This is a genomic window from Chengkuizengella axinellae (genome assembly GCF_030730905.1).
In the GTDB taxonomy this organism is placed as follows: domain Bacteria; phylum Bacillota; class Bacilli; order Paenibacillales; family KCTC-33759; genus Chengkuizengella; species Chengkuizengella axinellae.
Genome location: NZ_JAVAMP010000013.1, coordinates 88,625 through 111,922 on the forward strand (window position 1 = coordinate 88,625; position 23,298 = coordinate 111,922).

The window sequence follows — 23,298 nt, forward strand, 5'->3', positions numbered from 1 at the left end:
TATGAAATTTTAGTATTTTTCAATTGTATAACACAAGGTGTATTATAGGAAATGATTTCTCAAAAAAATAAAGCATTGGAGAATTTCCCAATGCTTTTACTTTTAATATTTATAACTTTTCATATCTCCAATTGGATGTTACGAGGGTTGTTAAAACCTGAGGTCCCCGGAAAGTATTAGGAAACTCCTTCAATGAAATCACTTCACTTTTTTGGGGTAAATCTACCCTTTATTTTTTCTTTGTCTGCTGTAGATATCCATCCAGACTGCAAGAATTAAGATACCACCCTTAACGATGTATTGCCAGAACGTTTCAACACTCATTAGACTCATACCATTATCTAAACTTGCCATAACTAAGGCACCGATAATCGCACCCGAAATCGTACCTGCTCCACCTAGTAAACTCGTTCCACCAATTACAGCAGCAGCGATTGCATCCAACTCATACATAGTACCAGCATTCACCGTTGCAGAACCAACCCTAGCTGTCAATAAAATACCTGCAATTGCAGCTAACGTATTTCCTAATACGAACAACATCAATGTTCTTCTTTTAATATTAATCCCTGATAAACGAGCGGCTTCTGGATTTCCACCTATTGCATAAATTTGTCTTCCATACACTGTATTTTTAGCAATAAACGTAAAGATGATCGCTAGGAAGATAACAACAAAAATTGGAATTGGGATTCCTTTATAGTCATTCATCGCTAACACAAAAGTAAAGACAATGATAGATACTAATACAATTTTCAACAAGCTAAGAACCATCGGCTCAATGTCAAAACCAAACTTCTTACGAGAAACTCTTTTTAAAACTAGAAGTAAAGTAAACACAACAACAGCTAGTACTCCAACAACTATTCCCCATTCTTGAGGAACATAACCTGTACCTACCGTTTTAAATCCATCTGACAATCCGGAGATCGTTCTACTATCACTAATTCCTAATAAAACACCTCTAAAAATCAACATACCACCTAATGTTACGATAAAAGCGGGTACAGCACGATAAGCAACCCACCAACCTTGCCATAATCCAACTAATGCACCAAAAGCAATGGTTACAGCAAAAACAACTATTGCGTTCCAGTCATAGGTTGAATTTAAGATAGCCGCAACTCCACCTGTTAAACCAACCAATGAACCAACAGACAAATCAATATGACCTGCGACAATAATTAAAACCATTCCAACTGCTAGTACGGATGTAACAGACATTTGATTGAATAAATTCGATAGATTTCGAGGTTCTATAAAACTACCGCCACTAAGGAATGTGAATAATATCCAAATTAATACTAGAGCTGCAATCATTGTATAAGCCCTAAGATCAAATGCAATCCACTTCACTTTTTGTTTGTTTTGTACCAATTCTGTATTTGTACTCATTCTACTTACCTCCTGTTGCTGCTACCATTATTTTCTCTTGCGTTGCATCTTTATAATCAAACTCACCTGTGAGTTTTCCTTCATTTAATACTAAAACTCGATGGCTTATTCCTAGTACTTCTGGCAATTCAGATGAGATCATAATAATCGCTACACCCTTTTTGATCAGCTCATTCATGATATTATAAATCTCAAATTTAGCACCAACATCAATACCACGTGTAGGCTCATCCACAATAAGCACTTTAGGTTCGGTCATCAACCATTTCCCTAAAACGACCTTCTGTTGATTTCCACCACTTAAGTTTCCGACTATACTTTCAACAGATGGGGCTTTGATTCGCAATGATTGATGGTATAATTTTGAATGCTTGATCTCTTCATTTTCACTAATCACACCATACGGTGAAATCCATTTTAAGCTTGGAAGGGTAATATTGTTTTGAATACTCATGCCTAAAACCAAACCATATTTCTTACGATCCTCTGATACTAATGCAAGACCCTTTTTAATCGCATGTTCGGTATTTTTAATCTTTACTTTCTCTCCATCAATTTCAACCTCGCCACTTGTCAAACCAGCGTAGGTTCCAAATAGACTCATGACTAATTCAGTACGACCCGCTCCCATCAAACCAGAGATACCTAATATTTCCCCTTTTTTCACTTCAAAGGACACATCGTCTATCAAGTATTTACCTGCTTGATCGGGATCTTTCACAGAATAATTTTTAACTGATAGTACTACATCCCCTGGATTGGCTTCTACACGTGGGAATCTTTCCGTTAATTCACGTCCAACCATTAATGAAATCACCTTGTCTTCATCAATATCCGCTGTGTCATGTGTTGCTACTGTTTGCCCATCCCGTAAAATCGTAATGGAATCTGCAATATCAAATACTTCATTTAACTTGTGAGAAATATATATGCAAGTTACACCGCGTTTCTTGAACTCTCTTAGTATATTTAATAATATCTCAACTTCTTTTTCTGTAAGTGCTGCGGTAGGCTCGTCTAATATCAAAATATTTGCATTCTTCGATAGCGCCTTTGCAATTTCAATTAGCTGCTGCTGACCAATTCCTAATTCACCCGTAATTTGGTCAGGTCTAATTCCTTCCAATCCTACTTGAGCTAACCATTTTTCTGTCTCACTGTACACATAATCCCATTGAATGACGCCTAGCTTTTGAGGTTCATTTCCTAAAAATAAATTCTCTGCAACCGTCATCCCTCTTACCATCGCCAATTCCTGATAAATAATCGCTATCCCAGCTTCTTCAGCATCTCTTATATTCGTAAAGGCTTTTTTCTCCCCATCTACGAGGATTTCACCCTCATAGGTTCCCTCTGGATACAAGCCGCTTAAGACTTTCATTAAGGTTGATTTCCCTGCACCGTTCTCCCCACATAATGCATGAACCTCACCTTTGCTTACTTTAAATGTCACTTCATCCAAAGCTTTTACACCAGGAAATTCTTTGGTGATTTGTTTCATTTCCAACGCAATTGTCATTTTTGTTCTCCCCTCTGTATAGTACTTGTTGCAAAAAACTCGATTTTAACCTCGAGAAGATCAGTAATAATATTCTTATTCATTTCATGCCTTTTTTTGAGGATAGAATCTTTTACAATAGCCACCTATCCTAAGAATCCTTCTGATTGGAAAAGGCATGTTCATTTTATCCTATTCCTTTCCTATCCTCTAAAAAAGGGGGGGAAGTGAAGGAATTAATCCTTCATTTTCCCCGCTAAAAGATTAAAGATTATTCTGCGTATACATCCTCTTCAGAGTGGAACCCATCAGCTATAACAGTTTCATCAATGTTATCTTTACTAACTGGGATTGGATCTAAAAGAATAGATGGAACATCTTTAAAGTCATTGTTTACAACTTTTTCAGTTTCAATAGTTTTACCGTTTGCTAAGTCAATTGCTAATTGAGCAGAATTATAAGCTAAATCTTTGATTGGCTTATAAACAGTCATTGTTTGTGTGCCTTCAACGATTCTTTGAATTCCAGCAAGCTCAGCATCTTGCCCAGATACAGGAACTTGACCCGCTAATCCTTGTTGCTCTAATGCTTGGATAACTCCACCAGCTGTACCATCGTTTGCAGCAACTACTGCATCAATGTTGTTTTCGTTTACAGTTAATGCATTTTCCATATTTGCTAATGCATTTGCAGGATCCCAACCTTCAGTAAACTGCTCATAAACGATTGTAATATCACCTTTATCAACTAATGGTTGAAGAATGTTCATTTGACCTTGTTTAAATAAGTGTGCATTGTTATCCGTATCTGCACCCTCGATTAATACATAATTTCCAGTTGGTGCAGCTTCTACGATTGCTGTAGCTTGCATTTCACCTACACGCTCGTTATCAAAAGAAACATATAGATCTACATCCGCTTCTTTAATTAAACGGTCATAAGATAAAACTTTGATTCCAGCTTCGTGAGCTTTTTCAACAATTGCTGCTGCTGCTTTAGCTGAATGAGGAACAACAACTAATACGTCTACCCCTTGGCTTATTAAATTCTCAGCTTGAGAAATTTGTTTTGCATCGTCACTGTTTGCAGATTGAACTAATACTTCAGCACCTAACGCCTCTGCTTTTTCAACAAAGAAGTCACGGTCTCTTTGCCAGCGCTCTTCTTGTAATGTATCCATTGAGAAACCGATTACAATCTTATCGTCACTTGATTCACCATCGTCACTTCCTCCGCCTTCTGTTCCTTCATCGCTGTTACCACAAGCAGCTAATGAAAATACAAAAACTAAAGCAAGCAACAATACCCCAAACTTTTTAAACTTTGTGCTCATTTGTACCTCTCCTTTTTAATATAAGTATTTACACAATTAAGATTATCAAGAAATCGCTTTCTTGTGATGTTCAATCGTCTGTACTTTTTTGGTATATCCAGCATTTTTTTAAGTTCATATAGAGAGAATCTTGCTTTCAATGAAGTTTTGTACTGAATCAACACTCCATTAGACTTCTATTACATAAAGAAAACTCGCCGATTGGCGAGCCTTATAGGCAAAGATAGAAAAGACAGATGGGTAATTATCAATTCTAGGATTTCTTCTACTACAATTTATTGTTAAATTGTGCTACTAGTTTTCTAAGAGATTCTGCCTCATGAGACAGTTGTTTTGTTTGATCTAAAATATGTTCTGTATTCGCTTGCTGTTGCTGAGATGAAGCTGCAACCTCTTCATTAGAAGCAGACTGTTCTTGCACAAGACCATTGATATTATCAAAAATAACAACAATTTCTCTCACATTTTCCAAAACAAAACTTGCTTCTTCCTTCGTTAATTCACCATTCGTTTTCACCTTGTTGTTCAATTCAAAAATCAAACTAAACGTATCTTGCAGCTCCTCCATGCTTTTGCTTCCTTGTCGTATAATTTCAGTACTTTGATCTGATTGCTGAACAATTTCGATTAACTTCTCCTGTATTTCTTGAATTAAAGCTACAATATTTACGGATGAATGACTCGTTTGTTTGGACAGCCCCCTAATTTCTTTCGCGATTACTGCAAACCCCTTCCCATGCTCTCCAGCGCGTGAAGCTTCTATGCCTGCATTAATTGATAATAAATTAGTTTGACGAGACACTTCCTCAATGATGGTGTTAATTTCCTCTATTTTCTGTAAAGTTTGTTGGAAATACTGGATGGATTGGTTAGTTACATTTGTTTGCTTCTTTATTTGCTCCATTTGATTTAATAAATCTTGAACTTGTTTATTCCCTTTTTCAGAGTATCCATCCGCATTTTTAGCCAATCCATAAGTTTCCTCTGCATAGGAAGCAACAGAACTTAACTTGTCGTAAGATTGTTGTAATGAAGTTTTAGTATCTTGCGTTTTTTCACTCTGTATAATCGATTGATCGCTCATGTTAACTGCCGCAGATGATATTTCGTTGGAAGCAAGTGACAGTTCCTGGCAATGAGTCGTGATTTGTTTTGAAGAGGATACAACATGTTCCGTTGAATTGCGAATTTGAGACACCATATTGTTGATCGTTTCTAAAATTTTATTAACATAATCCCCAGTATCCTGAATTTCATCTCCAGAATGAATGTTCACACGTTCACTAAGGTCTCCTTTTGATTCACTTAAATCCTTCAACACTTCATTTATTTTACCAATCGGATTCATAACGGAACGAGTTGTCCAAATAGAAAGGAAAACAGATAAAACAATAACTACAATCATAGAAATCAACGTAAAGCTACGGCTTAACTCATATTGAGACTGATTGCTTTGCACCACACCATTCATGCCATCTAAGCTAATCTCAATTAATTCATCTAAAAGTACATGAAGATCCATATAATTACGATAAGCATTTGTCTCATAAATATATTGTGCACCCGCTGCATTCCCATTCTGAACTTGCTCTATCATGTTCATATGAGTAGCTTGATAGGCTTCAAATTGCATCTGAAACACAGAAGCTGTTTTTTTACCCTCATCTGATAACGAATGTAATAAATAGGAGTCAACAGCTTCCGTTAATTCTTGTTGTTTTTCCTCCATTCCACTTACTACATCAGCGGTCTGATTTGCAAGGTATAATCCTTCTATCTCCCTATACTCTTGTGCAATTAATTTAATTTGATATGCTTCTGAAACAGTCGGCATCCAAAAGTTTGTGATAATCTTTGTGTTTTCATTAGACTTATTGCCTGATAATAAGAAAAACAGTCCACCGAAAATAATAAAGAGACATAACAACCCAAATGCGATACTTAGCTTAATTCGAATAGATAGCTTTGCTTTCATCTTATCATTCTTCAAACAACCTTCCCCTCTCATTCTATTCTATTGTGCAGTCACTTATTTTTTCTATATTCCGTAGGAGAAACACCGTATTTCTTTTTAAAAACCCTACTGAAATAATTTGGATCTTTATAGCCAATTTCATATGTAATTTCTTTCAAACTGATTTGTGGGTCTTTCATTAATTGGATTGCACGTTCAAGCCGACATTGTGTTAGGAAATCAATATAGTTGGTTCCAAACTGTTCTTTAAAAAGCTTGCTTACATAATAAGGACTTAATTTCACATAGTCTGCAAGCATTTCTAAGGATATTTCATGGTTCGCATTTTCATAAACGTAGTTCTTCATTCTTGACAGTAAATCTGGTGCAACAGGTGCACTCATCTCTTCAAATGGCTGAATCATTTTTCTTAAGATGACATTGGCTTCTGTTTTTAATTGTTGCACATTTTCAATATGAGAAAAAATAAGAGGACTCTCAACATCAAAACCCATTTCATTCATATTTCGACTAATCAACCATAATACTTGTAAAACTCTTTGTTGGATTTCAATGAAAGGCCTTTTGCTCGATTCATAGTTTATAATCAACTGATTCATTAATTCAAGCAATTGATTTACGCTACCTTTTCTTGTTTCTTCTAAAATGCTTTTTTCTAAATCTAGATCTAAAGTACTTGAATGTGAACTTAATTTATTCAAATCCTCGTAAAATAAATGTTTGGCAGGTAAATCTAAATCTGCTGACGCTAATAACGCTTCATGATAGGAGCTTTGAATGTTTTCAATTTGAACGCAGGGTTTCCCAACACCAATAAAAAAATGCATGCCTTCAAAGCGATTTGAAAAATTAAACAATCTTCTAATTAAACTAGACGCATGAGAGCGATAAGTTTTATCTTGATCTGGAATCACAATAATCGGTATATGTTTACCAGACAAAGCACCTACGAAACCGTTCTCTTCTTGATGAAAAAAATGTTTCATTTCTCGATATAACTCCAAAAAGCGACTTGAATCTGATGCTTCCGATTGAATGACAAGCAAAAGCACGTATGTATTTTCAATGTCAGACATGCCGAGCAACTCTAGCATTTCATCCAATTGTATTTCTTGCATATGCTCAAACAACAATTGTGTGACCAAGTCCGCTTCTACTATAGGCAATACCTTTTCAAGACGCTCCTCACTTTGCAGTCGAACCTCCCTTTCCTTTTTTTCACAATTAATTTCCTCTAATACTTTTTTTACAGCCTTCACAATGTCAACAGGTCTGCTGGGTTTAAGTATGTAATCTTTCACCTGCAATCGAAGAGCAGTCCTTGCATATTCAAAAGTATCATATGCCGATACCATTATAAATCGGACAAAAGGTGAAAAATCTTTAATTTTTCTTACAGCATCCAATCCATCAACCTCTGGCATTCTTATATCCATCATGATAAGATCTGGCTCTAACTGCTCTGCCATTTCAATTGCTTTTTTACCGTTGCTAGCCTGTCCAACAATCTGGATATTATCAATATGCTTTTCTAGAATTTTTTGCAATGCCATTCTCTCTATTGCTTCATCATCTACGATGAGGATTTTATTCATTTTGTATCATCCTTCCTCCTCTTTGGTAGCATGAGTGTGATTTTGGTCCCTTTATCTGGAATGCTTGAAATTTGTATAACATCATGCACTCCATAATGCAGCCTTAATCTGTTAATCACATTGCTAGTCCCAATTCCAGTAGAATGTCCCTTATATTCATTAGACAGGTTACCCTTTAATATCGCATTTACTTGTTCCTCCGACATTCCTTTTCCTATATCTTCAATACAAATCATAACGTGCTCTGGTTGATCCTTGATGATAATGTGAATTTCTCCACCTTCCTCAGAGGGTTCAATCGCATGGATAAAAGCATTCTCAACAAAAGGTTGAATCGTTAAAGAGGGTATCTCAAAAGAAAAACATTTGCCGTCTATATCAATGCCATACTGCACTCGATCAAAAAATCTCGCTTTTTGAATCGCCAAATACTCCTGCACGCCTTTCATTTCCTCGAGTATAGTTACGGTTGTCCCCATTTGCCTTAAGTTATATCTCAATAAATTCGAAACAGAAGTAATCAGATCACTAGTTTCATACGCTTCCTCTAAATAAGCCTTTTTAGATAACGTATTCAAAGTATTAAATAAGAAATGAGGATTAATCTGGCTTTGCAAGCTTTTTAATTCACTTTCCTTTAAAAGCAGTTTATGTTCATTCAAATCTCTTTCAATTTTAGCCTTTTCCTTCATTTCTCCGATCAGTTTTTTTATGTCGTTTCGCATGTGTTCAAATACATTGGCTAAAAATCCAATTTCATCATTGCTGTTTATGTTAATTTTTCGATCAAATTTTCCTCTGGAAATCTCTTTGAAAGCTAAGGTTAATTTTAAAATAGGACGTGTGATACTGCCTGTGAACAAATACGAAAACAGCAACAGAAGAAAAGAGGTCATTAATAAAACCCAAAACCCCATTTTTTCTAAATTGGAACTTTGTTCAATAATAGAGCGATAAAACTGATTGTATGTTTTCAACTCTTTGTTCAAAATGGTGAGTGTCATTTCAGAAATATAGTCCGATATTTTAGTTGCTTGATCTAGATGTGATGCTGCTAATTCCTGACGTTCATTCTCAAGAGAGACTAACACCAACTCTGTCAGCTCTAATTGACTGTCGATCATATTTTCATAATCCATTAACTCCATGTAATTATCTGCATTTCGCAACGATTTCAATTGACCCTTCGTAATTTGCATTTCTATTTTTTTATTTTCATATAAATAAAGCTGTTCATCTGTAGGGTCTAGAATATACTGGTGCAAATTAGCGATCAGATTTTCACTTAAATGTGAAGCTTGGTTCATAAGCAAATATCTTTGCAATATTTGATTGTACTGTTCAATCGTTTTTTGATTATGATAGCTCATAAACAGCCATATGCCCAACATCATAACCCATATAAATAGAGACAATAATATGATTTTTTTTTGGATTGTATTCATAAGTCAGACTCCGTTATCACTTTGCTAGGAGTATAGTAATATTTATCCAGCGGTATTTCTTTCCCTTCTAACCATTTCAGCATCTTCACCATGCTATTGACTCCGATCTCTTTTGGATGATGTTCTAATGTCGCCTTAATCACCCCATCTTTTAACAAATCTATTATTTCCGAATTATTTTCAAAAGTATAAATAGAGTAGTTATCGATTCTCGACCTCATCTTAATCGTTTTAACAATTTGGCTCGCTGCATTTGAATTTAGTGCTACAATATGTTTGCAATTTGGATTCTCATTTAAAACAGAAATAGCCTCATATTGATCAGATTTTATAGAGTCAGTAAACGCATAAGGTGTTCCCAAATCAATTCCGTCATTTTCTAATAAAGTATCCAAAACCCCATGTTGTCTCATTTTCTGTAAGTTTATCGAATCTTCTCCAGCCACAAAACATACTTTAGCTGGTGTATTTACAGTGTTCTCAATATACTCCGCTATCTGTATTCCTTCCTTATAATGATCAACACCCACATAAGTCCTTCTTAGACTGTCTGGTGCATCTGATCCAATGGTAATCACCGGAATCCCTTTAATAGAGGCCTGATCTACAACCTCAGTGAAATCTGGATGGTCTATGCCTTGTACAAGAATCCCATCCACTTTTGAAGCGATTGCAATTTCAATTTGTTTGATGACTTCACTCTGATTGGTACGGTATGTTCCCCAAACATCCAAAGCAGTATTGTTATTTTCTGCAATAAATTCAGCACCGGCGACAAGCTCATCCCAAGATACGTTACCTAAGCGATCCGATATTAACACAATTCGATATTTATTTAAATCGTTTTCATTAAGATCTGAATAAAGGACTGAATTATCCTGATACATATTAATAATAAAGTAAGCAGAGATGACCATTGTCACAAGACACCCAATAGATAAAGCTATGATGATTGCATTTCTCATTTGTTTACCCTTTCACAACGATACATGTCATTTTTTCAATTTACCACGTTCTACATGCTGTAAAACTCCCTCTTCTTCAAGAGGGAGATAACAACTTGCTTTTCACCTGATAAGACCATCTAACTTTCAACGGGAGATAAAACTCCCACTGAAAGCAAGATTCACTTTATTGTAACACATCGTTAACGTAGGATGAATGATCAAAAAGGCTATGCTCGAAATTTGCGAAAAAATAAGATATAATTTTAATCAGCAAGTGTATTTTTGTTATGAGGTGAAAAAATTAATGTCAACAGGGTTTTCATGGTTTATTTTTGTATGGGTATTTATTCTGATCAGCTTTATGTCAATTGGCGGATATTTCATGTTTAGAAAATTTTTAAAAGTACTTCCACAGGCTGATGGCAAATCCAAATTGGATTGGCAAAACCACTATGTTGAAAAAAGCAGGCATTTATGGACTGAGGAATCCAAGGACTTTTTAGAAGAATTAGTTTCTCCTGTTCCTACTGCCTTTCGTGATATTGCAAAACATACTATTGCTGCTAAAATAGGACAGGTTGCACTTGAACATAATGCATCTGAGGTTACACGAGAACATTGTATTGAAGGTTATATATTAGCAACACCGAAAAGAGATTATCGAAGTTTAATCACTTTTCTTGAAAAAAATAAAATTGATTATTCAGCTTATAAACATTTGTTAAAAAAAGCATGATGAAACACCATCATTACTTTGAATCCTCTTCAGTTCATTGAAGAGGATTTTTTGTATTTTAATCTCAAAATTCTCAACCACTGGTAAAAAAAGTTTTTGAAGAACTTTCTTAATGTGTTAAAATATTCATTTGATATGAATAAAAAACCAAATTTCACATTTGGATATCATGTAAGAAAGGGTGACAGAGATGAAGCAACAATTTTTAACTAAAACTTTTTTTGAATTTTCACTAATGATCTCAGGCATTCATAGGAAGTGAGTTGAGCTTATGAGTAAAAAAACAAAAAGCATTCTACTAATTTCAATCTGTTCCTCACTCATATTATTGCTGCTCATTGGAAGTCTAGTTTTTACCTTTTCGTTTAATGGGGAAATTCCGAAAACCAACATATTATATGATAAGGATGATCCAGATCAAATTATTGGGTCTATGCCATTTCCACCATCATTACAAATCCCATTTGGAACAGACCGAGACGGAAATCATATGTTTTATCGTATTTTAGAAGGTGCACAAATTACGTTAGGTGTTGCCCTGCTAATCTCTGTGTTAAGCTTTTTGTTTGCATTTGTATTTGGAATTCTAGCTGGATTCTCAAAATCTAAATCAAAATACATCACGCAAACCTTGTTTACTTCATTTTATTTCATTCCACAATCCATCATTGCGTATAACATGTTACATCCTTTACTATGGGAACCTTATGAAGGTTTTACTACAACATTGACTGAAAGAATACTTTTACAAATCATAATATTAGCAGGCATCCTAGCCCCAACAACAGCGATTCTAATTTCAAGTGAAACAAAGCAGATTCTTCAGAAAGACTTTATTACTAGTACGATCATTTTAGGGGGAGGTAAGTTCTATATTTTTTACAAACACCTGCTGCCTCACTTAAAACTGCGTTTATTTATCATTTTCCCTAAAATTGTTATTCAGTCTTTACTAATTATCGCTCACTTAAGTTATTTCGGGCTTTACTTTGGAGGTACAGATATTTGTTATGATGATCTCTTATGCGACCCACCGAAACCATTTATAGAGGAATGGGCAAGTATGATAGGTATGTATTACGCGGACTTGCATATTTATTGGTGGATATTCCTAGGTCCAATGTTATTTTTAACACTAACTATACTGCTTCTAAGTGGAGTTTCAAAAGGAATGGAAGGATTGCTGGATATAAAACCAATAAAACATGTCAAATCAAGTAAAGTTTTAAATTCATCAAAAAAAGAACAAAAGGCTTCTAACCTAACTAAAAAAGACTTCGGTTTAGTCCATCGTTCTTAAAGAGGGCAAGTTCATTATTTATATTATAAGGGAGGATGACAAAGATGAAGCAAACATTTTTCACAAGAACTTTTTTTGAAATTTCACTAATTATCGCAGGAATTATGTTAGTCAGTGCAGCCATACCCCTCTTTCAATTAAATGATATCTCTCTATTGAATTATGGAAAGACCGTTTGGGGAATCGCTAAGGAATTAGCTACACCACATGATTTAATTTATATTAATCCATTGTCTGGTGAAGAAAGAAATCTATTCCCTATTATATTTGAGGCTTATTTCAATAGTATGAAAATTTTTTTTCTAGCGTTAATCATATCGTTGTTTATATCCGTATTTTTATTAGTCTTATATTTTTCTGTAAGTGAACGTATTAAGAAATCAATTGAAGGTATAGGATATGTAATTAGTTCATTACCTGATATATTCATTATCGGTATTTTTCAAATCTTCATTGTATGGTTTTTTAAAAGAACTGGAATATTGATCCTTGATGTTGCTGCAACCATGGGGAATCCAATCGTCCTTCTCCCAGCCATCACGCTAAGTGTACTCCCTACCTTCTTTTTCTTCATATTAATGGTTACCATTTTAAAAGAAGAGGAAGAAATGTCTTATGTTGAGCTTGCCAAAAGCAAAGGTTTAAGAAAATACAGAATTCTATTTATGCATATGATGAGAAATGTTTTAATCAGCTTGACCAACCACGGCAAACATATTATGTGGCTTATGTTATCCAATTTATTAATGTTGGAATATTTGTATAATGTTTTTGGAGTTACTCCCTTTTTATTTTCGTATGGGGAACCGTCTATCTTTGCAGTCACTTCTATATTCATTTTTTTACCATTCTTCATGTTACTAAAAATATTAGAATTTACATTTGAACGAAGAATAGGGAGTGATATGAACTTATGAGTAAAAAAACAAAAAGTATTCTAATCATTTCAATCTGTTCGTCCTTGGTCTTATTCATGATGATTGGAAGTCTAATCTTTACAGTATTTAAATCGTAATCATGGCTCTTATTCTTGCACCAACAACAGCGATTCTAATTTCAAATGAAACAAAGCAGATTCTTCAGAAAGATTTTATTACAAGCACTATGGTTTTAGGGGGAAGTACGTTCTATATTTTTTACAAACACCTTCTGCCTCACATAAAACTGCGTTTATTTATTATTTATCCTAAAATTGTCATTCAGTCTTTACTTATAATCGCTCATTTAAGTTATTTCAAGCTTTACTTTGGAGGCACAGATATTTGTTATGATGATTTCCCGTGTGATCCACCAAAGCCATTTATTGAAGAGTGGGCTAGCATGATCGGTTTGCATTACTTAAATCTGCACAATTCTTGGTGGATTTTCTTAGGTCCTATGTTATTTTTAACACTTACTATTCTGTTGCTAAGTGGAATCTCGAAAGGAATGGAAGGATTGCTGGATATAAATTCGAAGACACAAATGAAATCTAAGAAGATTTTAAATACATCCAAAAAAGAAAAAGAGGCTTCAAACTTAACTAAAAATGATTTTGGTTTAGTCCATCATTCATGACTCATGATTTAAAAAGACAAATAAGCCCACCTTAACAAAAAAAACTCCAGTAGGAGTTTTTTTTGTTTTAACCATTGGTAAAAAAAGGTTTTATAGTTTTGTTTTTTTATGTTAAAATATTCAATTATTATGAATAAAAAAACATCGATTTTGGTTCAATAGGGAGGATGAAAGATTTGGTGAGGTTTGTATCAAAAACGATGTTTGAAATGATATTAATTATAATAGGAATCATACTTGTTAGTACAACGATCTCTCTCTTTCAAATGAAGGATTTCTCTCTACTCACTTTTGGGAATAATTTCGTTACAATTACAACTGACATCATTTCCCCTCAAAATCTAGTTTATATCAATCCAATATCTGATGTTGAACGAAATCTCTTCCCTATTATTTTAAATGCATACTTTAGTAGTGCACAAATATTTTTTCTAGCCTTAATCATATCCTTATTTATATCTTTATCGATGATCGTTTTATACTTTTCAGCAAGTCATCGCTTGAAAAAATCAATAGAAAGAATTGGTTTTATCATTAGCTCTTTGCCAGACATTTTTCTTATCGTGATCACTCAAATTTTCGTTGTTTGGTTTTTTAAACAAACAGGTATTTTGGTGTTTGATTTTGTTGCAACGATGGACAATCATATCGTCCTTGTTCCAGCTATCATATTGAGTGTGCTGCCTACCTTCTTTTTTTTCAGCTTAATGATCTCTATTTTACGAGAGGAAGAAGGAATGGCTTATGTTGAGCTTGCTAAAAGTAAAGGATTAAAAAAATATAGAATCTTATTTATCCATATGATGAGAAACATTTTAATTAGTTTAACAACTCACGGAAAACATATTACTTGGTTCATGTTATCCAATTTACTTGTATTAGAGTATCTATTTAATGTGTTCGGTGTTACTTCATTTTTGTTTTCATATAATACATCTTCTATTTTTACTGTAACCTGCATTTTACTATTCGTACCTTTATTTTTAATTTTAAAAACATTACAGTTTACCTTTTCTCAGAAGATAGGGAGTGAACTCAATCTATGAATCCAAAAACTAAACATATTATTGTCATATTCATATGTTCTACGATCATTCTATCCTTAGTTGTAGGCAGTTTGATTTTTAATGTTGTATTTAACGGAGAAATCCCACAAACCAGAGTTTTAAATGATGATTCAGGTAATTTGATTGCCATTGCACCATTTCCACCTTCCTTCCAGTTTCCTATGGGAACAGATAGAGATGGCAACGACATGTTTTATGTCATTTTAAAAGGTGCTATGTATACTATAGGTGTTTCTCTTATTATTTCATGCCTTAGCTTTGCCCTTGCATTTGTTTTTGGAATTATAGGAGCATTTACTAAATCAAAGTCAAAATATATCACGCAAACACTCTTCACTTCGTTTTATTTCATTCCGCAATCCATCATTGCGTATAATTTGTTATTTCCATTTTTGTGGGAGCCTCCAGGGGGTTACACCACAACATTGACGGAAAGAATTGTATTGCAAATTGTTGTGTTATCCATACTAACACTTCCTACTACAGCCATTTTAATTTCTAATGAAGCTGTACAATTACTACAAAAAGAATATATTACAAGTGCTAAAGTTTTAGGAGCGAGTCGTTTTTTTATTTTACGAAAACATCTATTACCCCACTTAAAATTAAGATTGTTTATTATATATCCTAAAATTATCATTCAAGTACTATTGATCTTGGCACACTTAGGCTTTTTTAATTTATTCCTTGGAGGAACAGCTGTAGATCATGAATATGGAGGTTCACCTGCACCATATGTAAATGAGTGGGCTGGTTTCATGGGAACCAATTACTTAGAATTGTACAATAAAGCCTGGATTTTCTTAGGTCCTATGTTTTTCTTCGCATTAACGATATTGCTATTGAACGGATTATCCAAAGGAATAGAGAACTTATTAGAAACACAACTTGACCCACAAATTATACATAAGAAACAAAACATAAAATCTAAAACTATAATAGGAGTTTCAAACATAAAAAAAGACGATTTTTCTTTGGTAAAAAGCTCATAGCATTTATTTACGATATATACACTCTATCTGTTACATTCGTATTTATTAATTATTACAGCTATTTTGTCAGTGAGTGTAGCTTCATCTGTTTTTCAAAAGCAGGGGGCAGCAGGTTCTCTTATTTAGCTATAAAGCAGAATTTCTCCGATTGGAGAGATTCTTTTTTTATGCTGTTTTCATTAAAACTTATATTTTTTAATTCTTTAGTTATAAAAAATTAATAGATTAGCATAGACATGAAGTAGATCTAGATTTATAGTTCATCTCAAAATAGATTCGGAAAGGAAGGAATAATAATGGCAAAATCTAAACGAGGTAAAGCTTTGTGGAAAACACCTGCTAGAAGTAGAGGCACTTGTCCTATCTGCAATTCCACTCGCATTAAATTACTTTATGATATTGTGAACGAAGATGGAGAGAATTTAAAGGTTTGTAAAAGATGCCAGAAACATAAAATTTAAATCGGTATATTGAAAAACACATCAATAATAATTTCAATTAAAAATTGCCATAATAAAGGTGCTCCAATAAAGAGAATCTTGTTTAACAACAGGGTTTCATTATATTTAGATTAATAAGGAGACATTAAATCATGGCTAAAACAAACCGCACAAAAGAAAATGAATTTAAAATGAAAAAGCAAAACCCAAAACCTCATGGTAAAGTTGAATCTTTTGATGAAATTTGGGAGGAACAGAAGGAAGGAAAAACTAAAACTTAAGATTTAAAGTTGTTCAAAAAAACTTCTTTAATCATTGAAGAAGTTTTTTTATTTTTCCTTTATTAAAAGAAGAAGTGTTGTCTTGCTCAGAATAGACTATGTTATACTCTTTGTACAGTTCACATAACATGAAAAATGATGAAGAGCAATAATGAGGTAAAAGATGAGTAATATACAATTTAAAAAACTGTGTGGAAAATCGCAGCTTGGTGAAATAATTAGTTCTCCAGCAGCCGTATCGGGCGGGCTTTTACACAAAATGTATGTCATAGAAACTTCACAGGGGAAATATGCAATAAAAATATTAAACCCTCAAATCATGATGAGAGCCGAAGCGATGCAGAACTATATCCATTCTGAAAAAATCGCCAATTTATTATCAAACACCATTCCTGCTCTACCAGCAAAAAAATGTAATCATACTTTTATACAAGAGTTCGAAAATGTTTTCTATCTAATATTCGATTGGATAGATGGCCATTGTCTTAAACCTAATGAAATCGAAACTGACCATTGTGAAAAAATAGGTACTATTCTTGCTGATATACATAAAGCTGACTTTTCAGAGTTAAATATATTGGATGAAAGATCAAATTATGAAATGCAAACTGATTGGGATCACTATTTACATAAAGGAAAAGAAAGTAATTCCGAATGGGTTAAACTACTGCTTGAAAACATGAAGAAACTTAAATCTTGGACTAAAATAACAAATGAATCAGTAAAGCTGCTTGCATCCAATCATGTGATTAGTCACAGGGATTTAGATCCCAAAAATGTGATGTGGAACTTTGACAATCCTATTCTAATTGATTGGGAATCAGCCGGCCATATAAATCCATTGCAAGACTTGATAGAAACAGCAATATATTGGTCGAAAATGAAAGTAGGGGACATTGATAAGAAAAGGTTTTTTGCATTTATAAATGGATATAAAAAGAGAACTGGAATACTAGAAGCAAATTGGAAAATGGTGTTAGCAAATGGATTCTGGGGAAAACTAGGATGGCTTGAATATAATTTAAAGAGATCTCTATGGATAGAATGTTCAGACGAAGAAGAACAGCAATTAGGGACTTCTCAAGTCATTAGCACAATAAATGCTATAAATCAATATTCAGATATGACCCCAAAATTAGAGAATTGGTTAAACAATGAATTGTAATTGATAGATTTGTTGTTATATTAACTATTAATTAAATTGAAAACCTGAACCTAAACAAACCAACTTTTTTGATGTGTTGGTTTGTTTCATTCACAAATAGTTTAACAGTTTTTATTTCACTTCAAGGATCATTTTTAAATATTCCAAAAACAAAACAGACTGTTGTTTCGATTTCAAATCTTCCTTTGATAATATAGATTGATCTACAGATAATCCATCTATAAACGTAATAATGGATCTAGCTATCACTTCGCTGTCAAACTTGTCGCTGAATTCACCATCTTGTTGTCCCTGCTCAATAATATCAGCATATATTTTAAAACCATTGTAATAACGATTCTTACAATATTCTTTTCTTCGGTCATTATTTCTTCCCGTTATGAAAAACTCTAATTTTGAAGGGGCTAGAGGATCCATCTCATCATCTGGTTTTCGTTCTTCACCATAAATGGATTCCAGCAACAAATCCCAATAAGATTGAACACTCCCTTTTAATATCTCAGAGATTTCAATTGATTCATGGTTTAATTCTTCTTCAAGAATGCATTCGAACACATCCTCTTTGTTTGAAAAATATTGATATAAACCACCTCTGCTCACACCTGTTTCATCCATGATGTGTTTCATTGTTGTATGTTCATAACCAAGTTCAATAAAAACGTTCTTAGCTGCATTCAATATGTTAGCTCGGCGCTGCTCCTTGTGCTCCTTGCTGACTTTCGGAGACATCTATCTTCCCCCGCTCTATTTTACTTTTAAACGTGTAGCCAATAATTGACGTTGCGATTAAAAGAGATCCGGTGAGTAAAAATGTTGGAATCACACCCAATACAGTCACAAGCATACCTCCTAATAAAGGTCCAATGATAGTCGCGGTTGTAGTCACACTATTAATAACACCAAATACTCTCCCTGTCATATGTACAGGTGTATCAGTTTGAACAGTCGCTTGAAAAGGGATAAATACTAATCCAGCAGCAAAACCTGCTATCAACCCCATAGCTGGTGCCCATATACTAGATAGTACCAAATCTAGTCCTGTTAATACAGCCATCATACCAAATCCTAATCCAATTCCGCAAACACCAATAAACATTAATTGAAGAGTATTGTAGTCCGTTTTTTTCGCCAATAACAATCCAGAAAAGAACATGCCCAGTCCCGCTGCTGTTACAATATACCCAAACAAATCTGGAGAGACATCAGATAATCCTCTGATTAAAACGATAATTTGAGAATCTGAAAGTTGTAAAATAAGCAGGCTAATTCCTAAAACCAACATCCCAGTCATAAAAAAACGATTACCTTTAATGAATGACATCCCTTCTAAAAACTCTTCTTTAAAAGAAGTTGTACCAGACTCTTTGAAATCCTTCTGCTCATTTATAACATTAACTCCTTTTGGTAATAGGATGATGAGCAGCGCGGATATCATAAATGTTGCTGAGTCTATATAAAATACGAGCTTTGTTCCAAAAGCTGCTACCAGCAAACCGCTCAGTAAAGGTCCTAATACCTTAGTCCCCGAATCAATCATAGATGTTATAGACATTGCACTTTTCATATGATTTTCATGTACCAATTCCTTCAGCTTTCCATTTTTGGCTGGAATAAATACAGCCGATAACATACCAATTAAAAACAAGCAAACATAAACTGTCCAAATAGAATCAGCAAATGCAAGTAAAAGAATAAGTCCAGCTCTTACCCAATCTGATATCATCATTAACATTTTCCGACTAACTCGGTCTGCAACCGTACCCGCAATAGGTCCTAAAAGAGCCATAGGCACAGCCAAGCACAAAATAATAAAAGACATCTCCATAGCTGATGCATTCCAATTTAATCCTACCAAAGTAATGATCGCAACAATACTTAACCAGTCTCCAAGACCAGAGATTAATTGAGCTATCATCAAAATGATAAAACCTTTATTTTTCCCTAAACGTACATCCAATGATCTTCCCCTCCAATAATAACGACACTATTGTCTTTTTCATTTTCAATTATAACGACATAAGTGTCGTTAATCAACCCTTTTATTTTATATTTCATTATTCACTTTATTATTGTAGTTTTTTCCATTGGATTCCAATATGGGCTAAAGACCAAATCATCTCCTAGACTTTAGTCTAGAAGATGATTGATCAAATGTAATGAGAGATCGACTTCAACATATCAAAAATCATCTACTATGTTGATTTTCTTCTTAATAAGGAGAATCATAATCTCGAGTTGTTATAATTTTTATATTTTGTGTATTAGAATCTGGACATTCTATATATTTATCTTTAACAAGTCCATTTAATACTGAACGAACTGTTTTTTCACCTTTACCTGTTTTGATTTCTAACTCTTGAATGGTTGGCATTCTTCTTCTAGTTGCGGAAAAATTATAGAGGATTCTTAATACTTTTCTTTCTAAGTCTGTAAGCATCATATCACCCTTTTTCAGAACATTTGTTCTTATTATATAAGAGGTACATGACTATATGCAATAACACAATTCATTGTTTGGTTTTTAGGAACAAAAAAAAAGAACCTTTCTTGGTTCTTGTTTTAGTGGCGGAGCTGACGGGATACTCTTCACTTCGTTTCGAGACTGCGATGTTTTCTTTTCGAAGCTTATGCTCTGACGAACCCCTTGGATTCTTCATCCCATCATTTGCAACAAAAAAAGAACCTTTCTTGGTTCTTGTTTTAGTGGCGGAGCTGACGGGATTCGAACCCGCGATCTCCTGCGTGACAGGCAGGCATGTTAGGCCTCTACACCACAGCTCCATATGTAAAATTTTCATATCGCAATCTAAAAGCGACAATTAAAAATATATACTATATTAGATTATCAGTCAAGCTTTTTTTTATTTTACATACTCACCAATTAAGATGAATGTACGCTAATATTAGAATATTTTAAAATCGTTTGTAGCGTTATATCCCTTGTTGATAAGGTTTTTTTTGATATTCTCTGTCACATTTCAAGTACCCATTAGCGGATATTCCTCGATACAGTACACGCGTCCAATCATCGTAATTGCAATTTGAATACACTATTAAAAACTAAAAGGTCGTGTTAATATGGGAGTCTTTAACAAATCTATTTGTGATTGTTGCGCCTGTCCGATGCAGAGTGTTTTAGAGCAGTTGGTCGAACCGCAAACTCAAATTAATGTTATAGTCACTACACTTGGTTCTATATCTATCCTCCTTGGAACTTTTACGTTAACAAAAATCAAAGATTTCATTGCAACTACGAGTGTGGAAATAGATATCGCAATATGTAAAATAATTACAGTTGGTTTTCAAACTCTTCCAACTAATTTTAAGTTAAAACCTGTTCGAAAGGACATCGGTGGAGAATGCGCATGTTGTGAAGATCCGATGACGAATTTGTTAGTAGGTAAGATTGGAACAAACATCTCTATACCTTCTGGTGGAGGACCTAACGGCATTATATCAGCAGGTGTAAAAGATGTTGGAGAAGGCATTGTTTTATTAGAAAATATTGATATGGGCGACGGTATACCAATCACACCCTTTGCTATAACTTCTACATGCTTGTTAGACGCCATAGGACCTCCTATGACTTCAACAAGTTAGTTTACTTTTCCATGGGTGTCTAAAAAAGGGCTTAAATATGTACGTAACCTCACTTACATTATATTAAAACCACTTACGTATCAACACTGGAAGATGTCATGACATCATAACAACTAGTTTATGTTCGGTAGGGGTGGAGGGCTTCAACCTCTAGTAGTCCCCTCCCTTCTTCCGTTAAATGTACATTGATCTCCTCTTGTTCTAACTTTTAGATTAATTTGTATCACTAGGTTTGATTTATGCCACCCTCCTTCCCATTTCACTTTAGTTTTGTCCTTCCAATGTCTAAACCAACCGTAACCATTTAACTCGCTCCCTACATATTAGATAGATAATATCTTTTCGCATTTGTTAACAGTGTCTGAGTTACGGCTTGTCCATTATGTACAATTTTTGTACATAAAAAGTATAAAAATTTTTGTTTTTGTCCATGATGAAAAATAAGAGAGGTGATAGCATGTTAGGAGCATGGGGAAAAACAGGTAGGAAACGCACAAGATTAGGGAAATGGTTGGATAAAAAAAAGATCACACAAATTCAGTTTTCCAAAGAGGCTAATATACATAGACATACGATGTCTAATTTATGTAATGATGATGATTTCATGCCACAACAAAAAACCAGGGATAAGGTCATAAAGCATGCAAAGAAAATAGATCCTAAAGTTAGAGAAAAAGATTTATGGGGATGAAAACTTATCAATTTTGGAATTTATGAAAAGGGGAAATGATAAATGAAATGTTTATACTGTAAAAAGAAGCTTAGTAAGAAACAAGACTTTTGCAATAATAAATGTAAAAAATTAAAAATAAAAAGAAACATGGAGCAATTATTATCTTACTGTTAAATAAATTTGTAAAATATTAGGAGTTTAATATGCTAGAATAGTACTTTATACGACAAAACTAGTATGCTGTTTATGGAAAATGGTTTCACTAGGGATGAAGCCTAACCACTGACTTTGGTTGGTGGTTCTTTCTTTGTCAAAATTAACCTATAAATAAAATCTGGTTGGCATTCTGCGTCTTGCATCTGAGTAGTTGTATAAGATTCGTAATCCTTTTCTCTCTAGGTCGGTAAGCATCATGAAACCCCACTATATCATTAAACTTGATCCATTCGAATCATCTTCTGATTCTAATTTTATTTTTCTAAGCTGAGTATCAAATTTAGTTACTATTCCAAATTTCAAAGTATTCTCTCCAAAAATCAACCTAGATTTTAAATTTTTATTCAAGAACGTCTTGGGCACTCTAATTATAAAATAACAACAGATACTTATGCTCATATTACAAAAAAAATAAGCAGACAAACTGCGGAAAAATTCGACTCGTTAAATCCATTTACAAAAAAGAGGTTCCCAATTCGTCCCCATTACCGTATTTTATCATTCGAATATATTAAACCACTAAAAGAAACATCGACAGAAAACATCAAAAAAACCCTTATAAACAAAGGGTTCTAACGTTTAATATGTATGGTGCGGTCGAGAGGACTCGAACCTCCACGGGCGTACGCCCACTACCCCCTCAAGGTAGCGTGTCTGCCATTCCACCACGACCGCATAAAAAGGTTGATAAGAAAAAAAATAACGGTGATCTTACGGTAATATTCTTCTTGTTTCACTGAATCATGATGACGAAGAATATATCCGATAAACCTTCCGTACTCTTTTAGAAAATTATATGCCTGATGATAATTTTGTTGGTGACCCGTACGGGATACTCTCCATTTCATTTCGAGACTTTGATGTAATCTCTATTGAAGATTATACTCCGACGAACCCTGGGATTCTTCATCCCTAATGTCAATTTTGTTGGTGACCCGTACGGGATTCGAACCCGTGTTACCGCCGTGAAAGGGCGGTGTCTTAACCGCTTGACCAACGGGCCATGTTTTTGACGACAAGGATTATTATAACTCATACAAAAGATCTTGTCTAGATAAAATTTAAATTTTTTTTTGTTTTTTT

21 protein-coding genes and 3 tRNA genes are annotated in these 23,298 nt (G+C 34.0%); 11 read left to right on the top strand and 13 right to left on the bottom strand.

The window, feature by feature from the left end:
• Nucleotides 1-222 precede the first annotated feature (222 nt).
• The 7 genes from Q5Y73_RS19545 to Q5Y73_RS19575 all read right to left on the bottom strand — a co-directional run bounded on the left by Q5Y73_RS19545 (nucleotide 223) and on the right by Q5Y73_RS19575 (nucleotide 10,206).
• The gene (locus Q5Y73_RS19545) at nucleotides 223-1,395 is read right to left on the bottom strand and encodes a sugar ABC transporter permease (protein ID WP_305993603.1); all 1,173 of its coding nucleotides are present in this window, start codon (nucleotides 1,393-1,395) and stop codon (nucleotides 223-225) included.
• 1 nt (nucleotide 1,396) lies between these two features.
• Entirely contained in the window at nucleotides 1,397-2,914 is a 1,518-nt protein-coding gene (locus tag Q5Y73_RS19550; protein ID WP_305993604.1) for a xylose ABC transporter ATP-binding protein, read from the bottom strand.
• A gap of 250 nt (nucleotides 2,915-3,164) precedes the next feature.
• Entirely contained in the window at nucleotides 3,165-4,226 is a 1,062-nt protein-coding gene (gene xylF, locus Q5Y73_RS19555) for a D-xylose ABC transporter substrate-binding protein (protein WP_305993605.1), read from the bottom strand.
• 268 nt (nucleotides 4,227-4,494) lie between these two features.
• Nucleotides 4,495-6,216: a methyl-accepting chemotaxis protein gene (locus Q5Y73_RS19560; RefSeq protein WP_305993606.1), complete on the bottom strand. Its 1,722-nt coding sequence runs from the start codon at nucleotides 6,214-6,216 to the stop codon at nucleotides 4,495-4,497.
• Between the two features lie 35 nt (nucleotides 6,217-6,251).
• Entirely contained in the window at nucleotides 6,252-7,796 is a 1,545-nt protein-coding gene (locus Q5Y73_RS19565) for a response regulator (RefSeq protein WP_305993607.1), read from the bottom strand.
• The gene (locus Q5Y73_RS19570) at nucleotides 7,793-9,241 is read right to left on the bottom strand and encodes a sensor histidine kinase (protein ID WP_305993608.1); all 1,449 of its coding nucleotides are present in this window, start codon (nucleotides 9,239-9,241) and stop codon (nucleotides 7,793-7,795) included. Before Q5Y73_RS19570 ends, Q5Y73_RS19565 begins: the two co-directional genes overlap by 4 nt.
• Complete coding sequence (locus Q5Y73_RS19575) at nucleotides 9,238-10,206, bottom strand: substrate-binding domain-containing protein (protein WP_305993609.1); 969 nt, start codon at nucleotides 10,204-10,206, stop codon at nucleotides 9,238-9,240. Before Q5Y73_RS19575 ends, Q5Y73_RS19570 begins: the two co-directional genes overlap by 4 nt.
• A gap of 286 nt (nucleotides 10,207-10,492) precedes the next feature.
• On the opposite strand from Q5Y73_RS19575, the gene Q5Y73_RS19580 reads away from it, so the two are divergent.
• The 9 genes from Q5Y73_RS19580 to Q5Y73_RS19620 all read left to right on the top strand — a co-directional run bounded on the left by Q5Y73_RS19580 (nucleotide 10,493) and on the right by Q5Y73_RS19620 (nucleotide 17,726).
• Nucleotides 10,493-10,924, top strand: a complete 432-nt coding sequence (locus Q5Y73_RS19580; protein ID WP_305993610.1) for a DUF2621 domain-containing protein — start codon at nucleotides 10,493-10,495, stop codon at nucleotides 10,922-10,924.
• A 271-nt stretch (nucleotides 10,925-11,195) separates the two neighbouring features.
• Nucleotides 11,196-12,224 carry an ABC transporter permease gene (locus Q5Y73_RS19585; protein ID WP_305993611.1) on the top strand — a complete coding sequence of 343 codons (1,029 nt, stop codon included), beginning with the start codon at nucleotides 11,196-11,198 and terminating at the stop codon, nucleotides 12,222-12,224.
• A 44-nt stretch (nucleotides 12,225-12,268) separates the two neighbouring features.
• Nucleotides 12,269-13,141 (top strand): ABC transporter permease subunit, encoded by an 873-nt coding sequence (locus tag Q5Y73_RS19590; protein ID WP_305993612.1) that lies wholly within the window; start codon nucleotides 12,269-12,271, stop codon nucleotides 13,139-13,141.
• 100 nt (nucleotides 13,142-13,241) lie between these two features.
• The gene (locus Q5Y73_RS19595) at nucleotides 13,242-13,781 is read left to right on the top strand and encodes a hypothetical protein (RefSeq protein WP_305993613.1); all 540 of its coding nucleotides are present in this window, start codon (nucleotides 13,242-13,244) and stop codon (nucleotides 13,779-13,781) included.
• Between the two features lie 179 nt (nucleotides 13,782-13,960).
• Entirely contained in the window at nucleotides 13,961-14,827 is an 867-nt protein-coding gene (locus tag Q5Y73_RS19600; RefSeq protein ID WP_305993614.1) for an ABC transporter permease subunit, read from the top strand.
• Complete coding sequence (locus Q5Y73_RS19605; RefSeq protein ID WP_305993615.1) at nucleotides 14,824-15,840, top strand: ABC transporter permease; 1,017 nt, start codon at nucleotides 14,824-14,826, stop codon at nucleotides 15,838-15,840. Before Q5Y73_RS19600 ends, Q5Y73_RS19605 begins: the two co-directional genes overlap by 4 nt.
• 296 nt (nucleotides 15,841-16,136) lie before the next feature.
• Nucleotides 16,137-16,301 (top strand): hypothetical protein, encoded by a 165-nt coding sequence (locus tag Q5Y73_RS19610; protein WP_305993616.1) that lies wholly within the window; start codon nucleotides 16,137-16,139, stop codon nucleotides 16,299-16,301.
• Between the two features lie 131 nt (nucleotides 16,302-16,432).
• On the top strand, nucleotides 16,433-16,561 hold the full coding sequence (locus Q5Y73_RS19615; RefSeq protein WP_305993617.1) for a DUF6254 family protein: 129 nt from the start codon (nucleotides 16,433-16,435) through the stop codon (nucleotides 16,559-16,561).
• Between the two features lie 163 nt (nucleotides 16,562-16,724).
• Nucleotides 16,725-17,726, top strand: coding sequence for a phosphotransferase (locus Q5Y73_RS19620; RefSeq protein WP_305993618.1), 1,002 nt, complete (start codon nucleotides 16,725-16,727; stop codon nucleotides 17,724-17,726).
• A 111-nt stretch (nucleotides 17,727-17,837) separates the two neighbouring features.
• Here Q5Y73_RS19620 and Q5Y73_RS19625 read toward each other — a convergent pair whose 3' ends face one another.
• From Q5Y73_RS19625 to Q5Y73_RS19640, 4 genes are all read right to left on the bottom strand, one after another.
• Nucleotides 17,838-18,455, bottom strand: a complete 618-nt coding sequence (locus Q5Y73_RS19625; RefSeq protein ID WP_305993619.1) for a TetR/AcrR family transcriptional regulator — start codon at nucleotides 18,453-18,455, stop codon at nucleotides 17,838-17,840.
• Nucleotides 18,409-19,683, bottom strand: a complete 1,275-nt coding sequence (locus Q5Y73_RS19630) for an MFS transporter (RefSeq protein WP_305993620.1) — start codon at nucleotides 19,681-19,683, stop codon at nucleotides 18,409-18,411. The genes Q5Y73_RS19625 and Q5Y73_RS19630 overlap by 47 nt, the downstream gene beginning before the upstream one ends.
• A 252-nt stretch (nucleotides 19,684-19,935) precedes the next feature.
• Nucleotides 19,936-20,163 carry a hypothetical protein gene (locus tag Q5Y73_RS19635; protein ID WP_305993621.1) on the bottom strand — a complete coding sequence of 76 codons (228 nt, stop codon included), beginning with the start codon at nucleotides 20,161-20,163 and terminating at the stop codon, nucleotides 19,936-19,938.
• A 267-nt stretch (nucleotides 20,164-20,430) separates the two neighbouring features.
• Nucleotides 20,431-20,507 (bottom strand) — tRNA-Asp (locus tag Q5Y73_RS19640).
• 297 nt (nucleotides 20,508-20,804) lie between these two features.
• Between Q5Y73_RS19640 and Q5Y73_RS19645 the strand changes: the two genes are divergently transcribed.
• Nucleotides 20,805-21,326, top strand: a complete 522-nt coding sequence (locus tag Q5Y73_RS19645) for a hypothetical protein (protein WP_305993622.1) — start codon at nucleotides 20,805-20,807, stop codon at nucleotides 21,324-21,326.
• 457 nt (nucleotides 21,327-21,783) lie between these two features.
• Entirely contained in the window at nucleotides 21,784-22,017 is a 234-nt protein-coding gene (locus tag Q5Y73_RS19650; RefSeq protein WP_305993623.1) for a helix-turn-helix domain-containing protein, read from the top strand.
• 787 nt (nucleotides 22,018-22,804) lie between these two features.
• Here the strand turns inward: Q5Y73_RS19650 and Q5Y73_RS19655 are convergent.
• Both Q5Y73_RS19655 and Q5Y73_RS19660 read right to left on the bottom strand, forming a co-directional pair.
• Nucleotides 22,805-22,890, bottom strand: a tRNA-Leu gene (locus Q5Y73_RS19655).
• Nucleotides 22,891-23,143: 253 nt separating this feature from the next.
• Nucleotides 23,144-23,218 (bottom strand) — tRNA-Glu (locus Q5Y73_RS19660).
• Between the last annotated feature and the right edge of the window lie 80 nt (nucleotides 23,219-23,298).

Coding starts and splice junctions, on each gene's coding strand:
- Q5Y73_RS19595 (WP_305993613.1), top strand. CDS start 13,242: ATGGCTCTTATTCTTGCACCAACAACAGCGATTCTAATTTCAAATGAA.
- Q5Y73_RS19565 (WP_305993607.1), bottom strand. CDS start 7,796: ATGAATAAAATCCTCATCGTAGATGATGAAGCAATAGAGAGAATGGCA.
- Q5Y73_RS19635 (WP_305993621.1), bottom strand. CDS start 20,163: ATGCTTACAGACTTAGAAAGAAAAGTATTAAGAATCCTCTATAATTTT.
- Q5Y73_RS19625 (WP_305993619.1), bottom strand. CDS start 18,455: ATGTCTCCGAAAGTCAGCAAGGAGCACAAGGAGCAGCGCCGAGCTAAC.
- Q5Y73_RS19570 (WP_305993608.1), bottom strand. CDS start 9,241: ATGAATACAATCCAAAAAAAAATCATATTATTGTCTCTATTTATATGG.
- Q5Y73_RS19545 (WP_305993603.1), bottom strand. CDS start 1,395: ATGAGTACAAATACAGAATTGGTACAAAACAAACAAAAAGTGAAGTGG.
- Q5Y73_RS19580 (WP_305993610.1), top strand. CDS start 10,493: ATGTCAACAGGGTTTTCATGGTTTATTTTTGTATGGGTATTTATTCTG.
- Q5Y73_RS19550 (WP_305993604.1), bottom strand. CDS start 2,914: ATGACAATTGCGTTGGAAATGAAACAAATCACCAAAGAATTTCCTGGT.
- Q5Y73_RS19650 (WP_305993623.1), top strand. CDS start 21,784: ATGTTAGGAGCATGGGGAAAAACAGGTAGGAAACGCACAAGATTAGGG.
- Q5Y73_RS19590 (WP_305993612.1), top strand. CDS start 12,269: ATGAAGCAAACATTTTTCACAAGAACTTTTTTTGAAATTTCACTAATT.
- xylF (WP_305993605.1), bottom strand. CDS start 4,226: ATGAGCACAAAGTTTAAAAAGTTTGGGGTATTGTTGCTTGCTTTAGTT.
- Q5Y73_RS19610 (WP_305993616.1), top strand. CDS start 16,137: ATGGCAAAATCTAAACGAGGTAAAGCTTTGTGGAAAACACCTGCTAGA.
- Q5Y73_RS19605 (WP_305993615.1), top strand. CDS start 14,824: ATGAATCCAAAAACTAAACATATTATTGTCATATTCATATGTTCTACG.
- Q5Y73_RS19575 (WP_305993609.1), bottom strand. CDS start 10,206: ATGAGAAATGCAATCATCATAGCTTTATCTATTGGGTGTCTTGTGACA.
- Q5Y73_RS19585 (WP_305993611.1), top strand. CDS start 11,196: ATGAGTAAAAAAACAAAAAGCATTCTACTAATTTCAATCTGTTCCTCA.
- Q5Y73_RS19645 (WP_305993622.1), top strand. CDS start 20,805: ATGGGAGTCTTTAACAAATCTATTTGTGATTGTTGCGCCTGTCCGATG.
- Q5Y73_RS19615 (WP_305993617.1), top strand. CDS start 16,433: ATGGCTAAAACAAACCGCACAAAAGAAAATGAATTTAAAATGAAAAAG.
- Q5Y73_RS19620 (WP_305993618.1), top strand. CDS start 16,725: ATGAGTAATATACAATTTAAAAAACTGTGTGGAAAATCGCAGCTTGGT.